This window comes from Allopusillimonas soli, assembly GCF_004153445.1.
In the GTDB taxonomy this organism is placed as follows: domain Bacteria; phylum Pseudomonadota; class Gammaproteobacteria; order Burkholderiales; family Burkholderiaceae_B; genus Allopusillimonas; species Allopusillimonas soli.
In genome coordinates this window covers 757,294-772,863 of record NZ_SDQC01000001.1, presented here as the reverse complement: position 1 = coordinate 772,863, position 15,570 = coordinate 757,294, and the positions used below count along the sequence as shown (strand labels likewise).

The 15,570-nt window shown below is 60.7% G+C and carries 15 protein-coding genes; 4 read left to right on the top strand and 11 right to left on the bottom strand.

Translation table 11 applies throughout. The features are described 5' to 3' along the window. Positions 1-22: 22 nt before the first annotated feature. The 4 genes from ERD78_RS03595 to ERD78_RS03580 all read right to left on the bottom strand — a co-directional run bounded on the left by ERD78_RS03595 (position 23) and on the right by ERD78_RS03580 (position 4,659). Complete coding sequence (locus tag ERD78_RS03595) at positions 23-793, bottom strand: DeoR/GlpR family DNA-binding transcription regulator (RefSeq protein WP_129967870.1); 771 nt, start codon at positions 791-793, stop codon at positions 23-25. 3 nt (positions 794-796) lie between these two features. After that, positions 797-2,500, bottom strand: a complete 1,704-nt coding sequence (locus ERD78_RS03590; RefSeq protein ID WP_129967869.1) for an ABC transporter permease subunit — start codon at positions 2,498-2,500, stop codon at positions 797-799. Between the two features lie 31 nt (positions 2,501-2,531). Then, positions 2,532-3,539, bottom strand: a complete 1,008-nt coding sequence (locus ERD78_RS03585; protein WP_129968331.1) for an ABC transporter ATP-binding protein — start codon at positions 3,537-3,539, stop codon at positions 2,532-2,534. A gap of 100 nt (positions 3,540-3,639) precedes the next feature. Further along, positions 3,640-4,659 (bottom strand): ABC transporter substrate-binding protein, encoded by a 1,020-nt coding sequence (locus ERD78_RS03580; RefSeq protein WP_129967868.1) that lies wholly within the window; start codon positions 4,657-4,659, stop codon positions 3,640-3,642. A gap of 227 nt (positions 4,660-4,886) precedes the next feature. Between ERD78_RS03580 and hisN the strand changes: the two genes are divergently transcribed. Together hisN and ERD78_RS03570 are read left to right on the top strand one after the other, a co-directional pair. Next, entirely contained in the window at positions 4,887-5,642 is a 756-nt protein-coding gene (gene hisN / locus ERD78_RS03575; RefSeq protein ID WP_129968330.1) for a histidinol-phosphatase, read from the top strand. Positions 5,643-5,739: 97 nt separating this feature from the next. Then, positions 5,740-6,669: a LysR substrate-binding domain-containing protein gene (locus tag ERD78_RS03570; RefSeq protein WP_129967867.1), complete on the top strand. Its 930-nt coding sequence runs from the start codon at positions 5,740-5,742 to the stop codon at positions 6,667-6,669. Positions 6,670-6,699: 30 nt separating this feature from the next. On the opposite strand, the gene ERD78_RS03565 is transcribed toward ERD78_RS03570, so the two are convergent. From ERD78_RS03565 to ERD78_RS03540, 6 genes are all read right to left on the bottom strand, one after another. Next, a complete protein-coding gene (locus ERD78_RS03565) occupies positions 6,700-7,902 on the bottom strand; it encodes a 3-hydroxybenzoate 6-monooxygenase (protein ID WP_129967866.1) in 1,203 nt (400 codons plus the stop codon). A gap of 62 nt (positions 7,903-7,964) precedes the next feature. Then, entirely contained in the window at positions 7,965-8,603 is a 639-nt protein-coding gene (gene maiA / locus ERD78_RS03560) for a maleylacetoacetate isomerase (RefSeq protein ID WP_129968329.1), read from the bottom strand. 2 nt (positions 8,604-8,605) lie between these two features. Then, positions 8,606-9,304: a fumarylacetoacetate hydrolase family protein gene (locus ERD78_RS03555; RefSeq protein ID WP_129967865.1), complete on the bottom strand. Its 699-nt coding sequence runs from the start codon at positions 9,302-9,304 to the stop codon at positions 8,606-8,608. A gap of 53 nt (positions 9,305-9,357) precedes the next feature. Beyond that, positions 9,358-10,410, bottom strand: coding sequence for a gentisate 1,2-dioxygenase (gene gtdA, locus ERD78_RS03550; RefSeq protein WP_129967864.1), 1,053 nt, complete (start codon positions 10,408-10,410; stop codon positions 9,358-9,360). Between the two features lie 276 nt (positions 10,411-10,686). Continuing rightward, positions 10,687-11,394, bottom strand: coding sequence for a class II aldolase/adducin family protein (locus ERD78_RS03545; RefSeq protein WP_129967863.1), 708 nt, complete (start codon positions 11,392-11,394; stop codon positions 10,687-10,689). A 20-nt stretch (positions 11,395-11,414) separates the two neighbouring features. Next, complete coding sequence (locus ERD78_RS03540) at positions 11,415-12,404, bottom strand: Bug family tripartite tricarboxylate transporter substrate binding protein (protein ID WP_245152314.1); 990 nt, start codon at positions 12,402-12,404, stop codon at positions 11,415-11,417. 154 nt (positions 12,405-12,558) lie between these two features. On the opposite strand from ERD78_RS03540, the gene ERD78_RS03535 reads away from it, so the two are divergent. After that, complete coding sequence (locus ERD78_RS03535) at positions 12,559-13,929, top strand: citrate synthase (protein WP_129967862.1); 1,371 nt, start codon at positions 12,559-12,561, stop codon at positions 13,927-13,929. Between the two features lie 67 nt (positions 13,930-13,996). Then, a complete protein-coding gene (locus ERD78_RS03530) occupies positions 13,997-14,995 on the top strand; it encodes a D-2-hydroxyacid dehydrogenase family protein (RefSeq protein WP_129967861.1) in 999 nt (332 codons plus the stop codon). Here ERD78_RS03530 and ERD78_RS03525 read toward each other — a convergent pair. Beyond that, on the bottom strand, positions 14,982-15,374 hold the full coding sequence (locus ERD78_RS03525) for a cupin domain-containing protein (protein ID WP_129967860.1): 393 nt from the start codon (positions 15,372-15,374) through the stop codon (positions 14,982-14,984). The two genes, ERD78_RS03530 and ERD78_RS03525, sit on opposite strands and share 14 nt — an antisense overlap. Positions 15,375-15,570 lie beyond the last annotated feature (196 nt).

Sequence of the window (15,570 nt, the reverse complement as noted above, 5' to 3'; positions counted from 1 at the left end):
CCAGGCTGCCGCGGCACGCCCTTCAGGCCAGGAGCACTTCGGGCACGGCGGCGGCGAGCGCCTCATAGCCTTCGCGCTGTCGGGCCTGGGTGTTGCTCACCAGAAGGCCGATTCGGTCGGGCATGCAATAGCTTTCCCTGCTGCGCACGCCGATCTTGCTGTAGTCGGCCAGTATCCACGTCTGCCGGGCACAGGACGACATGGCTCGCGCAATAACGGCCTCTCCATGATGAAAACTGGTGGCGCCGTGGCGTGCGTCCACGCCCACAGGAGAAAGCAGCGCGATATCCACTTGGAAACGGTGTATTTCCTCCACGGCCGACGGCCCCGTGGTTGCGGCAACATGTTCGCTGAGCTGGCCGCCAATCAGTATGATCTGGTTGTTCTGCCGCGCCGTGGCCTGGCTGTCACGGAACAGCGCCGCGGCATCGAGCGAATTGGTGATGATGGTCAAGTTGGACATCAAGGCCAGTTCGCGTGCCAGCAGTGTCGTCGTGCTGCCCGCATCCATGAACAGACTGACTGGGTGATCGATGCGCTGCGCCGCGGCCCGCGCGAGGGCTTGCTTGTGGCTTACGCGTATCGTGTTGCGTTTGTCTATGGGCGGCTCCTCCTGCACCAGCAAGGCGCCGCCATGGACGCGCTTGAGCACGCCCTGTGCCTCCAGCTCCAGGAAGTCGCGTCTGACGGTCTCGCGCGACACATCAAGTTCCTGTGCTACGTGCCCCGTGGTAATACGCTCGAAGCGTTGCAGCAGGGTCTGGATACGTTGTAGACGAGATTCTGACCACATGGCCTAGGTTAGTTTTTGATTCAGATTGGGACGGAAGTGATGCACAAGCCCGCGCATGAGCAGCATGGCGCAGGCAACGACGATAATGATAATGGTGGAAAACGCCGCCGCCTGAGACACAAATCCGGCCTCGTTCAGATGCATGACTGACACGGCGGCCAGATTCAGTTCCGGCGTGACCAGGAAGATGACCGCGGACAGCGTCACCATGGAGCGCATGAACAGAAAGAAAAACACAGCCAGGACTGTGGGCGCGATGAACGGAAGTATCACATCGCCGAGCACATGGCGGCTGCGGCCTCCCAGGCAGGACACGGCCTCTTCAAGCGCCTGAGGCACAGCCCGCATGCCGGTGGTCATCGTCAGGAAGCCCTGGGTGTGATAATGATAGAAATTGCACAGCGCAATCAGCACCGCGGTGCCGTAGAACCAGTAAAGCGGAGTGGCGGGGTTGTTGAATGCAAAGATGTAGGACAAGCCCAGTACGAGTCCGGGCACGCCCACGGGCAGTACGGCCAGCAGGTAGATCGCCTTGGCGACCGGTCCGTGTATCTGGCGCATGCCATAGGCCATTGCGAACAGCAGCAGCACGCCTGCGACGGCAGCCACTACGGATACATACAGCGTGGTCCAGATGGGCGTGTAGCCGCTGCTGATATTGACGTCGAAATTGGCCAGTGTCAGTGCCATATTGTAGGGCCACAGCTTGACGAAACTGGCAAACACCACCACGGCGACTATGGAAAGAATAAGGAGCACGGTCAGCCACGCAATGGCTGTGAAGACACTGTCGCGCAAGGGCTTGCGTTGAGGCTGTACCGGAATCTGCCCGTCGGTGGCCACGCCGAACTGCTTTTGGCTCGACACGCGTTCGATGTAGACCGAAACCAGGGCGGGCGCAAGCAGGATGATGCCCACCACCGAGCCCATGCCGAAATTCTGCTGCCCGGACACCTGATTGAATATCTCGGTGGCCAGCACGCGGTAGTCGCCAGCAATGACGGCCGCGTTGCCGAAATCGGTGATGGTGATCGTGAAAACCACGAAGGCCGCGCTCAGCAGGCCGAAGCGGCAGTTGGGCAGCGTGATGTGAAAGAAGCGCTGGGAAGCGCTGGCCCCCATGACAGTCGCTGCGTCGTAATAGCGTGTGTCGGCGCTGCGCAGCGCGGCCTGGATGATCATAATGGCTTGGGGCAGGGCATAGAACACGTCCGACAGCAGCAAGCCCCAGAAGCCGTAGATGTTCATGTCTATGCCCAGCCAGCGTGATACGAGGCCGTTGCGGCCCAGCAGGAACAGCAAGCCCAGGCCTTGTACCAGGGAGGGTGCGAGCAAGGGCAGAAGCAGGCCTATCCTGATCGCCTCGCGCCCGCGCATGCAGGTGCGTTCAAGACCATAGGCAATGGCGAAGCCCAGAACGATGCACACCAGCGTGGTGCCGGCGCTGATCGCCAGGCTGTTCCAGCCCGCCTGCACCAGTCCTGGCGTGGTGGTGATGGCGCGATAGTTGTCCAGGCCGATGGAGCCATCGAAAAGCGTGACGCTGTGCAGAAATATCGTGGCCAGGGGAAACAGGAAGAACAAAATCAGCGCCAGCGTGGGCACCGCAATACACACCCATGCCAGCCACTGTTCGGCAGTGCGTGGAACCGCGCGCGCACGGCGCGATGGCGTGGGGGAGGGCAGGGCGGCAGAGCCGGCTCGCATGGCGTCTCCTTTTCTGTTGCCAGGCATGATGTCAGCAGCGGACCCAGCTGCAGTGGCTGGCATCGATCTCCAGACGGGCGCGTGCGCCGGCCGGCAGCGGCGCCTCGCCGTGGCTTTCCACGATGAAGCGCTGTTCTCCCCAATGGGTGCGCGTGCGCAGCAGGTTGCCCAGGAAGGTCGTGGAATCGACGCGGACAGGACCATCCTCGGCGGGCAGCAGGCGAATATGCTGCGGCCGGACGCATAGTTGATGCGCTTCGGGGCCGCCGTCGGGACATCCGGCCATGAGTGCCGGCCATTGCGCGGCGACCCAGTCCGCCTGCAGTAGATTGCTCACGCCCACGAAATCCGCGACAAATCGTGTATTCGGGTGCTCATACAGTGTCTGTGGCGTGCCGATCTGCTCGATCACGCCGTTGTTCATGCATACCACCTTGTCGGCCAGCGTCAGGGCCTCTTCCTGATCGTGCGTCACCATGATGGTGGGTATGCCCAGGCGGCGCTGCACATCGTGTATTTCCTGCCGCATCTCGTCGCGCACTCTTGCGTCAAGAGCCGAAAGCGGTTCGTCCAGCAGGATCAGCCTTGGATCGACCGTCAATGCACGGGCAAGCGCCACCCGTTGCTGTTGGCCTCCGGATAGTTGCCACGGATAGCGGTCTGCCATGGAAGCCATGCGGATAAGATCCAGCAGCTGACCGACGCGCTGGGTTATCTGCGACCGTGCAGCCTTGCGGATGCGCAGGCCGTAGCCCACATTCTCGGCCACAGTCATGTTGGGGAAGAGGGAGTACGACTGGAACACAATGCCGAAATTACGTTCTCGAGCGGGCATGTCGGTCAGGTCGCGACCTTCGAACGTCAGGGTTCCCGTGTCCGCCTGAAGCAGACCGGCGATGATACGCAGCAAGGTGGTCTTGCCGCAGCCGCTGGGGCCGAGCAGACAGACGAAATCATGCTCGCCCACACTCAGGTTGATATCGTCCAGCGCCACGAAATCGTCGAATTTCTTGCTGAGTCGGGAGATTTCCAGGGTCATCGGCGTGTCTCGCGTGTCAGCCATGCGGCGCGCGGGCTCACACAGGCATGGCGCAAAAAAAGGAAAATGCTGCGTGCCGGACAGGCACGCAGCGAGGATGCTACTTAGCGGTGACTTGCTGCCACTTCTTGATGATATCGGCGCGTTCCTTGGCCGATTTTTCGAAGTCCATGGGGTACAGCACCTTGGACACATCGTCGGGCAGCCCGGCCTTGACCGCCTGCTCCGATGGCTCCACGCCCGGAATGGTGATGATCTCCTTGTATTTCTTGTAGAGCTCGGCTGCATCGGGAGACACGGTCCAGTCAAGGAACCGTTTCGCGTCCTTCAGGTTCTGCGTGCTGGCCATGATGCCCGAGGCTTCAAGCTCATAGCCGACCCAGTCGGACGGGATCACCATCTTCACCGGGAAGCCCTGTTCGATGGACTGCATGGCCGGAAAGGCAAATGATGCGCCGATGGCATATTCGCCGGTGCGGGCCATCTTGCATGGGCGGGAGCCAGAACTGGTGTACTGGGCGACGTTCGGATTGATTTCCTTGATCAACTGCCAGCCCTTGTCGTCGCCCATGCCCTGGAGTATGGCGGCGATCTGCAGATAGCCGGTGCCGGATGCGGCGGGGCTGGGCATGACAATCTCACCCTTGTACGCCGGGTTGGTCAGATCCTCCCAGCTCTTGGGCATGGGCAGGTCCTTGGATTTCAATCTCTCGGTATTCACGCAGAATGCGGCCATATAGCCCGTGGCCGCAAACCATTTTCCGTCGGCACCCTTGTAGATGTCGGGAAGCTTTTTGGCCGCCTCCGGCAGATAGGGTTGCAGGTTGTCGCGAATGCGCGGATCGAGCATATTGGTGACGGCGAACCCCCAGATGACATCGTTGCGCGGACTTTTGCCTTCGGCGAGCAGGCGCGCCGCCAGGTCGCCCGTGGACAGGCGAAGTACATGGAAATCGATATCGGGCATGGCCTTCTTGGCCACGGCCATATAGTCCGAGATCTCGTCATCCTCGAGTGCCGTGTAGACAGTCAGTGAGCCGGCCACGGCCAGTTGTGCGCAGGAAAGGCCTATCGCTGCAAGCAGGCCGCTGGCCAGGATGAATCTGGAAGGTTGTCTCATGGTGTCTCCTGTTTTTGATCGTACTGCGGGTCTGGTGGCGCCGGCCGGACGCTGCGGCTTGCCCAACGCGGTGTAGTTATTGCAGGATTTGACAATTGTTTTGCTATTTTGTGGAAATTTGCATATTTATGCAAGCTCATTCAGAATATTCTTACCGCCGATCTTTCAGTTGTCCAGGAGACGCTACGTTGACCAGCACCAAAGACGCGCCCGATACCCTGGCGCAAATGCGCGACTTCGCCCTGGATTGCGTGACCGAGGCGCGCGCCGTCGCGCTCCAGTGGTTTCGCCACCCCATCGATGTCATGGCCAAGGACGATGACAGCCCGGTCACGATCGCCGATCGCAGCGTCGAAGCCTTTCTGCGCAAGGCCATCAGCACCCGCTACCCGGACCACGGCATCCTGGGCGAGGAGTTCGGGCGCACTCATCTCGATGCGGACTATGTGTGGTCCATCGACCCCATCGATGGAACACGCAGCTTCATCTCCGGCAGCCCGTTGTGGGGCAGTCTGCTGGCGCTCTTGCACCGGGGGCAGCCGGCACTCGGCATCATCGACATTCCTTTTACGTCGGAGCGCTGGGTGGGCGAATGCGGCGCGCAATCGCTGTACAACGGTAAGCCGTGCTGTACCCGAAGTACCGGCACGCTTGAGGACGCCGTCCTGTATGCCACCTCGCCCGACCTGTTCGAAGGCGGCACGGCCAGCCGTTTTGACGCGCTCAGCCGTCGCGTGGGCATGCGGCGTTTTGGAGGGGATTGCTACAGTTACGGCCTGCTGGCATCGGGTCATATCGATCTGGTGGCCGAGTCGGGCCTGCAGCCCTACGACTATCTGGCCATTTGCCCTGTCGTGGAGGGGGCCGGCGGCGTCGTGACCGATTGGACGGGAAAACCTCTGACGCCGGCATCCGGCGGCAATGTGCTGGCTGCGGCCAATGCAGACATCCATCGCCAGGCGCTGGCGCTGCTGAACGCCTGAGACGCGGCCCGGGCGTGTTGTTCGCGCCGCGCCGATTGAGGCTAAATATCCCGGCGTGTCGTAAGCTAGCGGTTTGCATCCCTCAAAACGCTATTGCATGGCTACCGACTGGACCCACCGCATACGTCTGAGAAATCTGCGGATTCTGCTCAGCCTGGCACAAACCCGGAACCTCAGTCATTCTGCGGGTTTGCTCAATACGACCCAGCCGGCGCTGTCCAAATGGTTGCGCGAACTGGAAGACGACATCGGGTTGACGCTGTTCGAGCGCCATGCTCGCGGGCTGTCTCCCACTTCGCATGGTGACGTGCTTATCGCGCATGCGCGGCGCATCACTGCCCAACTTGACCGGGCCAGCGTCGATATGAACGTGCTGCGCGAAGGCGGTGGCGGCAGGGTGGCGATCGGCGCTTCCGGAGCGGCTGCTTCCGAAGCGGCGCCGCGCGGCATTCTTGCCATGGCGGCGCGCATGCCCGACATGCGCATTGATCTTGTGGAAGGCACCATGGACAGGCTGCTTTCGCTGCTAAGCCAGGGCGATCTCGATATCGTTATCGGGCGTACCACCAACGAGCAGGTCGATGAGTTGCGCATCAGCAGCGAAGTGCTGTATGTCGAGCCCATTGATCTGGTGGCCCGGCCTGAACATCCGCTTTTCGAGCTGCCGGAAATACAATGGGGCGACGTACAGGCTTATCGGTGGATAGTATGGCCGCGGCACACGCCCATACGCAATGCGCTCGAAGTGGCGCTCGCGGCGGCGGGCCAGGCGTTGCCGCCCAACTATATCGAGACCAATTCCGTCATTGCCAACGTGGCGTTGCTGAACAACAGCGACCTTATCGGTACCGCATCGCATCGCGCCACGCTCATGCTGGTCGAGATGGATCAGTTGCGCATTGTGCCGCTGCGGCTCGACGGCTATGGCTCAGTATCCATGTACTGGCGTAATGATGAAATCTATCCCAAGTCCGTCGACCAGGCGCTTGACTGCATCCGCCTCGCGGTGAAGGACGGTACCGCCTGAGCGGCGCTACATCGGCCAAGTGTTTTGCCTTTATCGCAACTGCAGGCAGTTTTCCTTGCGCCAGCCGTACAGCCACTCCAGGCTGCTGTAGAAGTCGTCCTGCGTCTTGTTCTGCCACAGCAGATTGCGCACCGTGCGTTCCACGCCCTTGGCGTGGTAGATGCGGCCCATTTCCCGTGTGGACCAGACTACACGCGCCGTGCGCGGGCAGCGGATGGACTCATACAGCCGGAAGGCGGCGTCGAGATCATGATTGCATTGCGCCACTGCTTCGCCCAGGGTTACGGCGTCTTCGAGCGCCATGCAGGCACCTTGCGCCATGTATTGGGTCATGGGGTGCGCGGCGTCGCCCAATAGCGTTCCCAGGCCCGAGCCCCATTCATCGACCGGATCGGCGTCGGCGGTGGCCCAGCGCCGCCATGATGTAGGACAGTCGAGCATTTGCCGGGGCCGTTCGTGTATGCCCGCAAAATAGGACAGCACTTCCTCTTTGCTGCCATCCTTGACTCCCCATTCCTCCTGTTCGCGGCTATGAAATGTGACCACAAGGTTGTACTGCTGGCCTCCGCGAAGTGGATAGTGCACCAGATGGCAGCGCGGACCGGCCCACAGTACCGGCGCCTTGATGCGCAAATCCTTGGGCATGTTCTCCAGCTCTACAACCGCGCGATACACCACATGACCCGTAACACGATGATGACGTCCAATGGTTTTCTCACGCACGACCGATTTCACGCCGTCGCAGCCCACCACCGCGTCGGCCCGATGGACGTCGCCCTTGGTGTCCGTCACTTCAACGCCCTTTGCACTTATTTTCACGTCCGCCACGTGCGTGGATGTCCGAAAACTGATCAAGGGGTTTTGTTGCACTGACTCCAGGATGGACAGGTGGATGTCGGCGCGATGGATGACGGCATAGGGGCCGCCGAAGCGGCTGCGGAATTTGTCTCCGGTTTCTATGCGGACCACTTCGGTGGCATCCACGGCATCCATCATGGTGATGTGTTCCGTATACACGGCTCGTTTGCGCGCGGCGTCCCCCGCGCCCAATGCATCCAGCGCATTGAAGGCGTTGGGGCCCAGCTGTATGCCCGCGCCAATTTCGCCGATGTGCGATGCCTGCTCCAGCAGTAGCACCTCGATGTTCTGCCGCGCCAGCGACAGGGCGGCAGCCAAGCCGCCTATGCCGCCGCCCACAACGATGATTTTCTGTTTGGCTCCGTGAGTGGTCATGAAATTACCTTTTTTATCTTGCCTCAGTCTTCGGGCCGGCGTCGCCGCCGCAGGCTTTGTGCCTATTGGTCGAAGTCCGGTTGTTGTGCAGGCGCCGCCTTCTGGAACGCCGGCAGCGTATTGCAGTGCTCATACACTGCCCTGATGCGAGGATAGGGCGATACATCGCACTCCATGCGCAGGGCATTGGCCACTTGGGGGACGAGGCAGCAGTCCGCCAGCGAAACCTGGCCGCCAATGCAGAATCCGCCGGAGCCGGCCCGGGCGAGCAGCGCTTCCAGCGAAGCGAAGCCTTCCGCGATCCAGTGCTGATACCACTGGTTTTTTGCTGCTTCCGTCACGCCCATATCCTGCGTAAGGTAGCGCAGCACGCGTAGATTGTTCACCGGATGCATATCGCAGGCAATCAGGTTGGCAATTTCCAGCACGCGGGCGCGCTGCTTGCTGTCACGCGGCAGCAAGCGCGGCTCAGGGTATTTGTCATCGAGATAGTCGATGATGGCCAGCGACTGGCCGAGGTGAAATCCGCCGTCATCGATCAGGGGCACGCCAGCGCTGGGATTACGGGAAACATAGCCCGCTTCCCGGTGCTCCAGCTTGCGGATGTTGACGGGTATTGTTTCATGGGCCACGTCCTTCAGGCCAAGCGCAATGCGCACGCGGTATGAGGTGGAACTGTTGAAGAAGCTGTAGAGATCCATCATCAGATCACCTTCACCTTGATTTCACCCAGGCCGTCGACACCACCGATCATGGTCTGGCCCGCCACGACGGGGCCCACACCCTCGGGCGTGCCCGAATAGATCAGGTCGCCCGGCTCCAGACGGAAGTATTTGGAGAGATAGGAAATCGTCTCGGCCACCGACCAGATCAGCTTGTCGATACTGCTGGACTGCTTGCGCTCGCCATTCACGTCCAGCCAGATTGCAGCCTTGTCGGGATGCCCTGTGCTGGATGCGGCATGGATGGGGCCAATGGGGGCGCTGTTATCGAATGCCTTGCCCAGCTCCCAAGGGCGGCCCATTTCGCGCATGTTCTTCTGCAGGTCCCGGCGCGTCATGTCCAGGCCGACCGCGTAGCCCCATACGTGCTTCAGGGCTTCATCGACGCTGATGTTGGTGCCGCCCTTGCCGATGGCCACGACCAGCTCAATCTCGTAGTGATAGTTGCTGGTTTCGGGAGGATACGGCACTTCAAGCGTGCCGCCATCGGCAACCGGACGTACCGCATCAGCCGGCTTGCAGAAAAAGAAGGGTGGTTCGCGATCCGGATCAAAGCCCATCTCACGCGCGTGAGCGGCATAGTTGCGGCCCACGCAATATACGCGGCGCACAGGAAAGGTATCGCTGCTGCCGGCGACAGGCACGGAAACAGCGGCGGGAGGCGTTACAACATGGGACATATCGGTTTTCTCTCGTTGTTGACGGGGGTGAGTGCGGGCAGGGCGGCGCCTGGCTAGTCGATGCGCTGTGTGCGCAGCAAACCCAGGGCCTGCTGGATGGGGCGGTCGGAAAAACTGAAGAGCACGGTTTCTTCATCCGCATTAAGCTGCACAGGCTGCCACGAGGGCACCACGAATACATCATGCGGCTCGAAATCGTAGCGGGCATCGCCGATGACGGCGTGGCCCCTGCCTTCGACGGCACAGTACACGGTCGCGTCGGTGCTGCGCTGGGCCTTGCCGCGAAAATCCTTGGGCAGGTATTGCATGAAGGTGGCCATGGTCGGCATGGCATAGCCGCCAGTCGCCGGGTTCACGTATCGCAGTTTCACGCCGTCCCATGCGTCAATCTCGCCATGGTGTTGAAGGTGATCCAATGCTTCCCGTGTTCTGTCATAGGGATAATTGATCAGCGGCGACGTCTTGCTTGTGTGCTCATAGCTGACAGGCAGCATGTTGTAGCCATAACGCGCCAGGCTGTCGCCGTCGGCGCGCGTCAACGGTTGCTCGGCTTCGGGATAAGGTTCCGCGAAGCCGGTTCCCAATGTTCGGATGAAGGGAATGTCCAGCCCGTCGAGCCAGACTACGGGCTCGCCGCCATCCGCTTCAGCCAGGTTGCCGTGATCGTGCCAGGTCCAGGAGGGCGTAATGATGAAGTCGCCTGGATGCATGATGGTGCGTTCGCCGTCCACGGACGTATAGGCGCCTGTGCCTTCGACGATAAAGCGAAGCGCCGATTGCACATGGCGGTGGCTGGGCGCAATCTCGCCCGGCAGGATCAATTGCAGGCCGGCATACAGGGTGGGCGTAATGGACGACAGGCCGCGCAAGCCGGGGTTTTCCAGCACCAGCACGCGCCGCACGGCTTCCTCGGCCGTGATGAGCGAGCCTGAGTCCATGATGTCGCCGCGGATTGCGGCATATTTCCAAAGGGCTGGCCGACAGTCGGTCGTGGGCTGTGTAGGCACGAGTGCATGCAGGGATTCCCACAGCGGAGTCATGCCTTTCTTGTCGATGCGCGCGTAATATGCTTCGCGCTCGGCCTTGTTGCGGGCTTGGGTAGTCATTGTCTTCGTCTCCGGAATTGCCGCGCGGGGAGCGGACTCGGGCCGCGCGCAATCAATACTACGCGGTTTGACGCGTCAAAAGGGTGTTTTGATATATATTTAATGATGAAATATTTCTATCATTCATATATAAAAATATATATCTGTGAGAACGCCCCATGACCTGTCTATGGACGGCGATGCAGGTGCGGGCGCAGCCTAGGAAGTGGCATTGCACGCCTGGCATTACCCGCCTGCGCGATGCCCGCGGATGCGGACATCGCCGAGCGCGAGGCCTCAGTCCTGGCTCTTGGCCTTCCACAGCTCCCACGGTCGGTGCATCACGCCTCGGATGGCGATGTCGGCCAACTGGCCTTCTTCCTGTTCCAGGTAAACAATGTCACCTCCCAGGTTGATGGCCTTTTCCTGCAGGGCGGCATTCTGCTCCGTGTAAATGGCGCGATATACCGCCACGGCGATGTCTCCACCCACGGCCACAAAGCCGTGTCCGCGCATCAGCGACACCGGGGCGTCGCCCAGCGCTTCGGCCAGGGCCTTGCCGTGATCGCCGCAGGTGACCAGCATGTCCGTGCAGCCGAAATGGCACCTGATGTCAAAAACCGGCGCGCCGCCGGTCAGGAAACCAGCCATGTGATAAATGGGCTTAAGACGCACGGAGGAGGCCGCAAAGGGTATGACTGACGGGGAGTGGCTATGGACCACCGCCTGCACGTCGGGACGCCTCCTGTATATTTCGCCGTGAATGAAACGTTCCAGGTAGGGACGCCGCGTGTCGCCGGTGACCGGCGTGGAGTCCAGATCGAACTCCATGATGTCGTCCAGCGTGACGAGCTCGGGGGCCAGCGAACGCGAGAGAAAGTAGTGCTGGGGATTTGCCGGGTTGCGCATGCTGACATGCCCGAAGCCGTCAAGCACACCGTGCTGTGCCAGAATGCGATTGGCAAGAACGAGGTCTTCCTGGCCGAACTGCAATGCCGTATTCATGGTGCTCCTTCCGATACGGGTTACTTGAGGACGATATTGGATTGCTCGGCCAGCGTCTTGTAGCTGGACAGGTCGCTGTCGATCTGCTTGGCGAAGGCGGCTGAATCCATGACATCGATTTCGTAATAGCGGTCATTGAACTCCTTGCGCAACGCAGGATCCTTCATGGTGGCGAGTATGGCCTCTTCCAGCTTCTTCCTGATATCCGCAGGCACGTCCAATGGCGCGAACACGCCGAACCACACCGTGATGTCCATGTCCTGGAACGGCGCTGTTTCAGCAATCGCCGGCACGTCCTTCATGAAGGACAACCGGTTTTTCGAAGCCACGCCCAACAGGCGCAGGCTGCCTTTTTCGGCATGCGGCGCCGCATTGGGTATGGTGCTGAACAACACAGGCACCTGATTGCCCACGCCGTCGTTGATGGCGGGCGCGCAGCCCTTGTACGGCACATGCATCATGGAGAGCTTGGCCTCAAGGTTGAACTTGGCCCCGGCAAAATGCTGGGGTGTGCCCGTACCGCACGAGGAATAATTGAGCGTGTCCGCATGCTTGCGCGCGTAGTCCACCAGATCGGACACGCTTTTTACCGGCAGGCTGCTGTTCACCGCCAATGCGATGGGCGTGGACACCAGGTTGGCAATGGGGGCAAGGCTTTTCCTGATATCGAACCCCTGCATCATGTCCAGGCTGGCATTGATTGTCATGGTGCTGTTGGTCAGCAGCAAGGTGTAGCCATCGGGTTTTGCACGGCCGACAAACTGAGCGCCGATGTTGCCCGAGGCGCCCGCCTTGTTGTCCACGACAATGTTCGCGTTGTCCAGATGCGCGGGCAGATACTGGCTGAGGAGCCGTCCCACCAGATCTGCGCCGCCTCCCGCTGAAAAGGGCACGACCAGCGTGATCGGCCGTTCGGGATAGTTTTCCGCGCGGACCGTACCGCTGGCGAGAAAGGCGGCCGCCATCAACGCGGCCAAGCCCAGCTTGGGCATATGAGTATGAAGAACCATGGTCCAGTCTCCTTGCTTGTTCTGGAATTGTTTGCATGTAGAGATGCTGCCTGGTCGCTGCAGGCGCGATGCCAGCTTAATGATCTTTAAAATATTGATCAATCTTGATTGAATAATCAATATAATAGCCGCGACAGGTTCCACATTTCATGCAATGACACGCTCAAAAAAGCCCATGCCAGCCAATGAATCCGCCAAACCGCGGGACAACGACCTATCAGCCGTCGATAAATCCGCGCGAGCCGTCACTGCCCAGCCGCCATCCGGTTCAGGCGAACACGACGGGTCGGGGTCGGGCATCTACCTCAGTGCACGCGAAGCCATCGAACTGCTCGATATCAAGCCCCAGACGCTCTACGCCTATGTCACGCGCGGCTGGGTTCGGGCAGTCGGACAGCCTGGAAGCAGGCAGAAACGCTATCTGAGGGACGACATCGAGAAGCTGCGTGCCCGCAGCCAGGCGCGGGCGGGACATGGGCCGACCGCTGCCGGCGCATTGCGCTGGGGCGAGCCGGTGATTGCCTCGTCCATCACGGAAATCACACCCGACGGTCCTCGGTATCGCGGCATACTGGCTACGGACATGGTGCGCAGGGAGTGCGCGTACGAAGCCACTGCCAACCTGCTCTGGAGCGGCGTATGGGACGAGACGGCCTCATACTGGCCGCGCCGCCTGCCCGGCGCAGCATTTGAGAAATCGGTCAACCGTTATATGCGGCATGCTGCCGACGGCATCATCCATAGCAAGTTTGCAACCATAGTGCAGGTGCTGTCCGAGGATCAGGGCGGCAACCCGGAGATATTGCTTGGCTCATCGACTGTGGCCGGATGCCAGATCATTCATACGCTTGCCGGAGCCTTCGGGCTGCTTTGCCGCGGCGGTTTCGTGGCGGGCGATGATGCCGAGCCTGTCGCGCACATAGTGCTGCGCGCGCTTGGCCGCGAGGCCGACGACGCGGTCATCAATGCCGTGAACGCGGCACTGGTGCTGGCTGCGGATCATGAGTTGGCCCTGCCGACTTTTGCAGCCCGTGCGGTGGCCTCCACGGGTGCGCCGCTAAATGCCTGCGTGCTGACGGGCCTGGTTTCCTTTGACGGCCCGCTGACGGGCATTGTTGGGCGAGGGCTGGAAGAGTTCGCCATGGAAAGCCGCAGCCAGGCGGACTTGAGGCGAAAAATCGAAACGGCATGCAGGCAGGGGCGCCAATTGGTGGGCTTCAATCATCCCCTGTATCCGACTGGCGATCCGCGCGCATTGCAATTGATGGATTTGGTCAAGGCCCTGCCGGTCATGCCGGCGCCGGCGCATGCCTTGCTCGAAACGCTGGAAGACGTTACGCGCGATGGCAATCTCGCTCTGGGTTTTCCCGCAGGCCTGCTTTTGCTGCAGATGGCTTTCGGGCTACCGCCGCGCACGGGCGGCGCGCTTTTCCTGCTTGGCCGCATCGCAGGCCTGGTGGCTCATGTGCAGGAACAGCGCCTGGCCGGATTCTTCATGCGCCCGCGTGCCAAATACATTGCTTGAGCAAAGCGCTAGACTACGGGGTAGGCATTATCCATTGTATTCAACCTCAGGACCCAGGAGCCTTCGGATGCAGCGCCACGCCATTGCCATCATCGACGATTATCAGGACAACGCCATGCAGCTTGCCGATTGGAGCGGCATACAGGACAAAGCGGATATCCAGGTGTTCAACTGCGCCTGGGAAAACGAGGATGATCTGATCCGGAAGCTGCAGCCCTTCAGCATCATTTCTCTCATGCGTGAGCGCACGGCTTTTCCCGCTCGCGTCATCGAACGGCTACCCAATCTCAAGCTTATCTCCATGACGGGGGGGCGCACTTCGACGCTGGACATCGATGCCTGCACGCGGCGGGGCATCTGGGTGTCGTATACCGGTTCTTCGCCTTCGCATGCCGCGGCCGAGCTTGCACTGGGATTGATGTTCGCCTGCGCCAGGGCCGTCCCCCGGGCAGATGAAAACATGCGGGGCGGAAAGTGGCAGCAGGGCATTCCCATGGGCATGCAGCTTGAAGGCAGGAGGCTGGGCGTGGTGGGCCTCGGCAAGCTCGGTGCATATGTGGCGCGTGTTGGGCTGGCCATGGGCATGGAAGTCGTGGCATGGAGCCAGAACCTCACTGCACAGGCGGCGCAGGAGCAGGGAGTTCAACGCGTCGAAAAAAACGAGCTGTTTGCAACATCTGATGTGGTGTCCCTGCATTTGACGCTGTCGCAGCGCAGCCTGGGCATCGTTGGCCGGCCGGAACTGGAATCCATGAAGGAGGGCGCCATTTTCATCAACACTTCGCGCGGCCCCCTGGTGGACGAAGGAGCGCTTCTGGATGTCCTGGGCGCTGGGCGCATCATCGCTGGCCTTGACGTCTACGACACCGAGCCGCTTCCCGCCCATCATCCGCTGCGCACTATGCCAAATGTCGTGCTGGCGCCGCACTTGGGCTACGTCGTGTCCAATGCGCTGACACTCTTCCTGCGCGAAAGCGCGAGAAACATCGAAACATTTCTGGCTGGCGAGGTACCCCCCCTCAGGAACCCCGAAGTGCTGAATCAATCGGGCGCTACGAAAGCGTAGCCTGCTCGAAAACTTCGGTGCGGAACTCGGCCGGCATCACGATTTCGAGCATTTCGAGATCGTCGCTGTGGCCCAGTTCCTTGTGCTTGATTCCTGGCGGCTGGTAGACACAGGATCCTGCCTCCAGGCGCGTGGCGCCATAGCCTTCGTATTCGAACTCGATCCAGCCATTCAGGATGTACACCATTTGAAATTGCGTCTCGTGTGAATGAACCGGATTATGCAAGGCCTGCCCCGGGACGGCGCGGATGACGTGAGCCACGACCCTTCCGTCGGTCGCATCTGCCATGCCCAGGTCTCTGTACTCGAAAAACGAGCGCAGTCCGCGTTCGAACCGCGCGTCGCGCGCGTGGCTCACGACCACTTTCGAATTATGCATTGATTCCTCCTTTTGATGCGGCGGCTGGCATCTGGCCATTCGCCTGGAACGGTCCCTGTTTTTCGACTGTAACGCATTGGCCTGGCAGTAGATTGCCACCAGCAGTGGGTGCCGGCCACGAGGCCGGCCTCGCCCATGCGCCGGCACGGTGTATAGTCTGCTTGAATGTACAAGCCTTTCGGGCCGGCTGCGCCAA

What these genes read in the sequence shown, in the direction of transcription:
- ERD78_RS03595 (WP_129967870.1), bottom strand. Translation starts at nt 793, where the DNA reads ATGTGGTCAGAATCTCGTCTACAACGTATCCAGACCCTGCTGCAACGC.
- ERD78_RS03590 (WP_129967869.1), bottom strand. Translation starts at nt 2,500, where the DNA reads ATGCGAGCCGGCTCTGCCGCCCTGCCCTCCCCCACGCCATCGCGCCGT.
- ERD78_RS03585 (WP_129968331.1), bottom strand. Translation starts at nt 3,539, where the DNA reads ATGACCCTGGAAATCTCCCGACTCAGCAAGAAATTCGACGATTTCGTG.
- ERD78_RS03580 (WP_129967868.1), bottom strand. Translation starts at nt 4,659, where the DNA reads ATGAGACAACCTTCCAGATTCATCCTGGCCAGCGGCCTGCTTGCAGCG.
- hisN (WP_129968330.1), top strand. Translation starts at nt 4,887, where the DNA reads ATGCGCGACTTCGCCCTGGATTGCGTGACCGAGGCGCGCGCCGTCGCG.
- ERD78_RS03570 (WP_129967867.1), top strand. Translation starts at nt 5,740, where the DNA reads ATGGCTACCGACTGGACCCACCGCATACGTCTGAGAAATCTGCGGATT.
- ERD78_RS03565 (WP_129967866.1), bottom strand. Translation starts at nt 7,902, where the DNA reads ATGACCACTCACGGAGCCAAACAGAAAATCATCGTTGTGGGCGGCGGC.
- maiA (WP_129968329.1), bottom strand. Translation starts at nt 8,603, where the DNA reads ATGGATCTCTACAGCTTCTTCAACAGTTCCACCTCATACCGCGTGCGC.
- ERD78_RS03555 (WP_129967865.1), bottom strand. Translation starts at nt 9,304, where the DNA reads ATGTCCCATGTTGTAACGCCTCCCGCCGCTGTTTCCGTGCCTGTCGCC.
- gtdA (WP_129967864.1), bottom strand. Translation starts at nt 10,410, where the DNA reads ATGACTACCCAAGCCCGCAACAAGGCCGAGCGCGAAGCATATTACGCG.
- ERD78_RS03545 (WP_129967863.1), bottom strand. Translation starts at nt 11,394, where the DNA reads ATGAATACGGCATTGCAGTTCGGCCAGGAAGACCTCGTTCTTGCCAAT.
- ERD78_RS03540 (WP_245152314.1), bottom strand. Translation starts at nt 12,404, where the DNA reads ATGGTTCTTCATACTCATATGCCCAAGCTGGGCTTGGCCGCGTTGATG.
- ERD78_RS03535 (WP_129967862.1), top strand. Translation starts at nt 12,559, where the DNA reads ATGACACGCTCAAAAAAGCCCATGCCAGCCAATGAATCCGCCAAACCG.
- ERD78_RS03530 (WP_129967861.1), top strand. Translation starts at nt 13,997, where the DNA reads ATGCAGCGCCACGCCATTGCCATCATCGACGATTATCAGGACAACGCC.
- ERD78_RS03525 (WP_129967860.1), bottom strand. Translation starts at nt 15,374, where the DNA reads ATGCATAATTCGAAAGTGGTCGTGAGCCACGCGCGCGACGCGCGGTTC.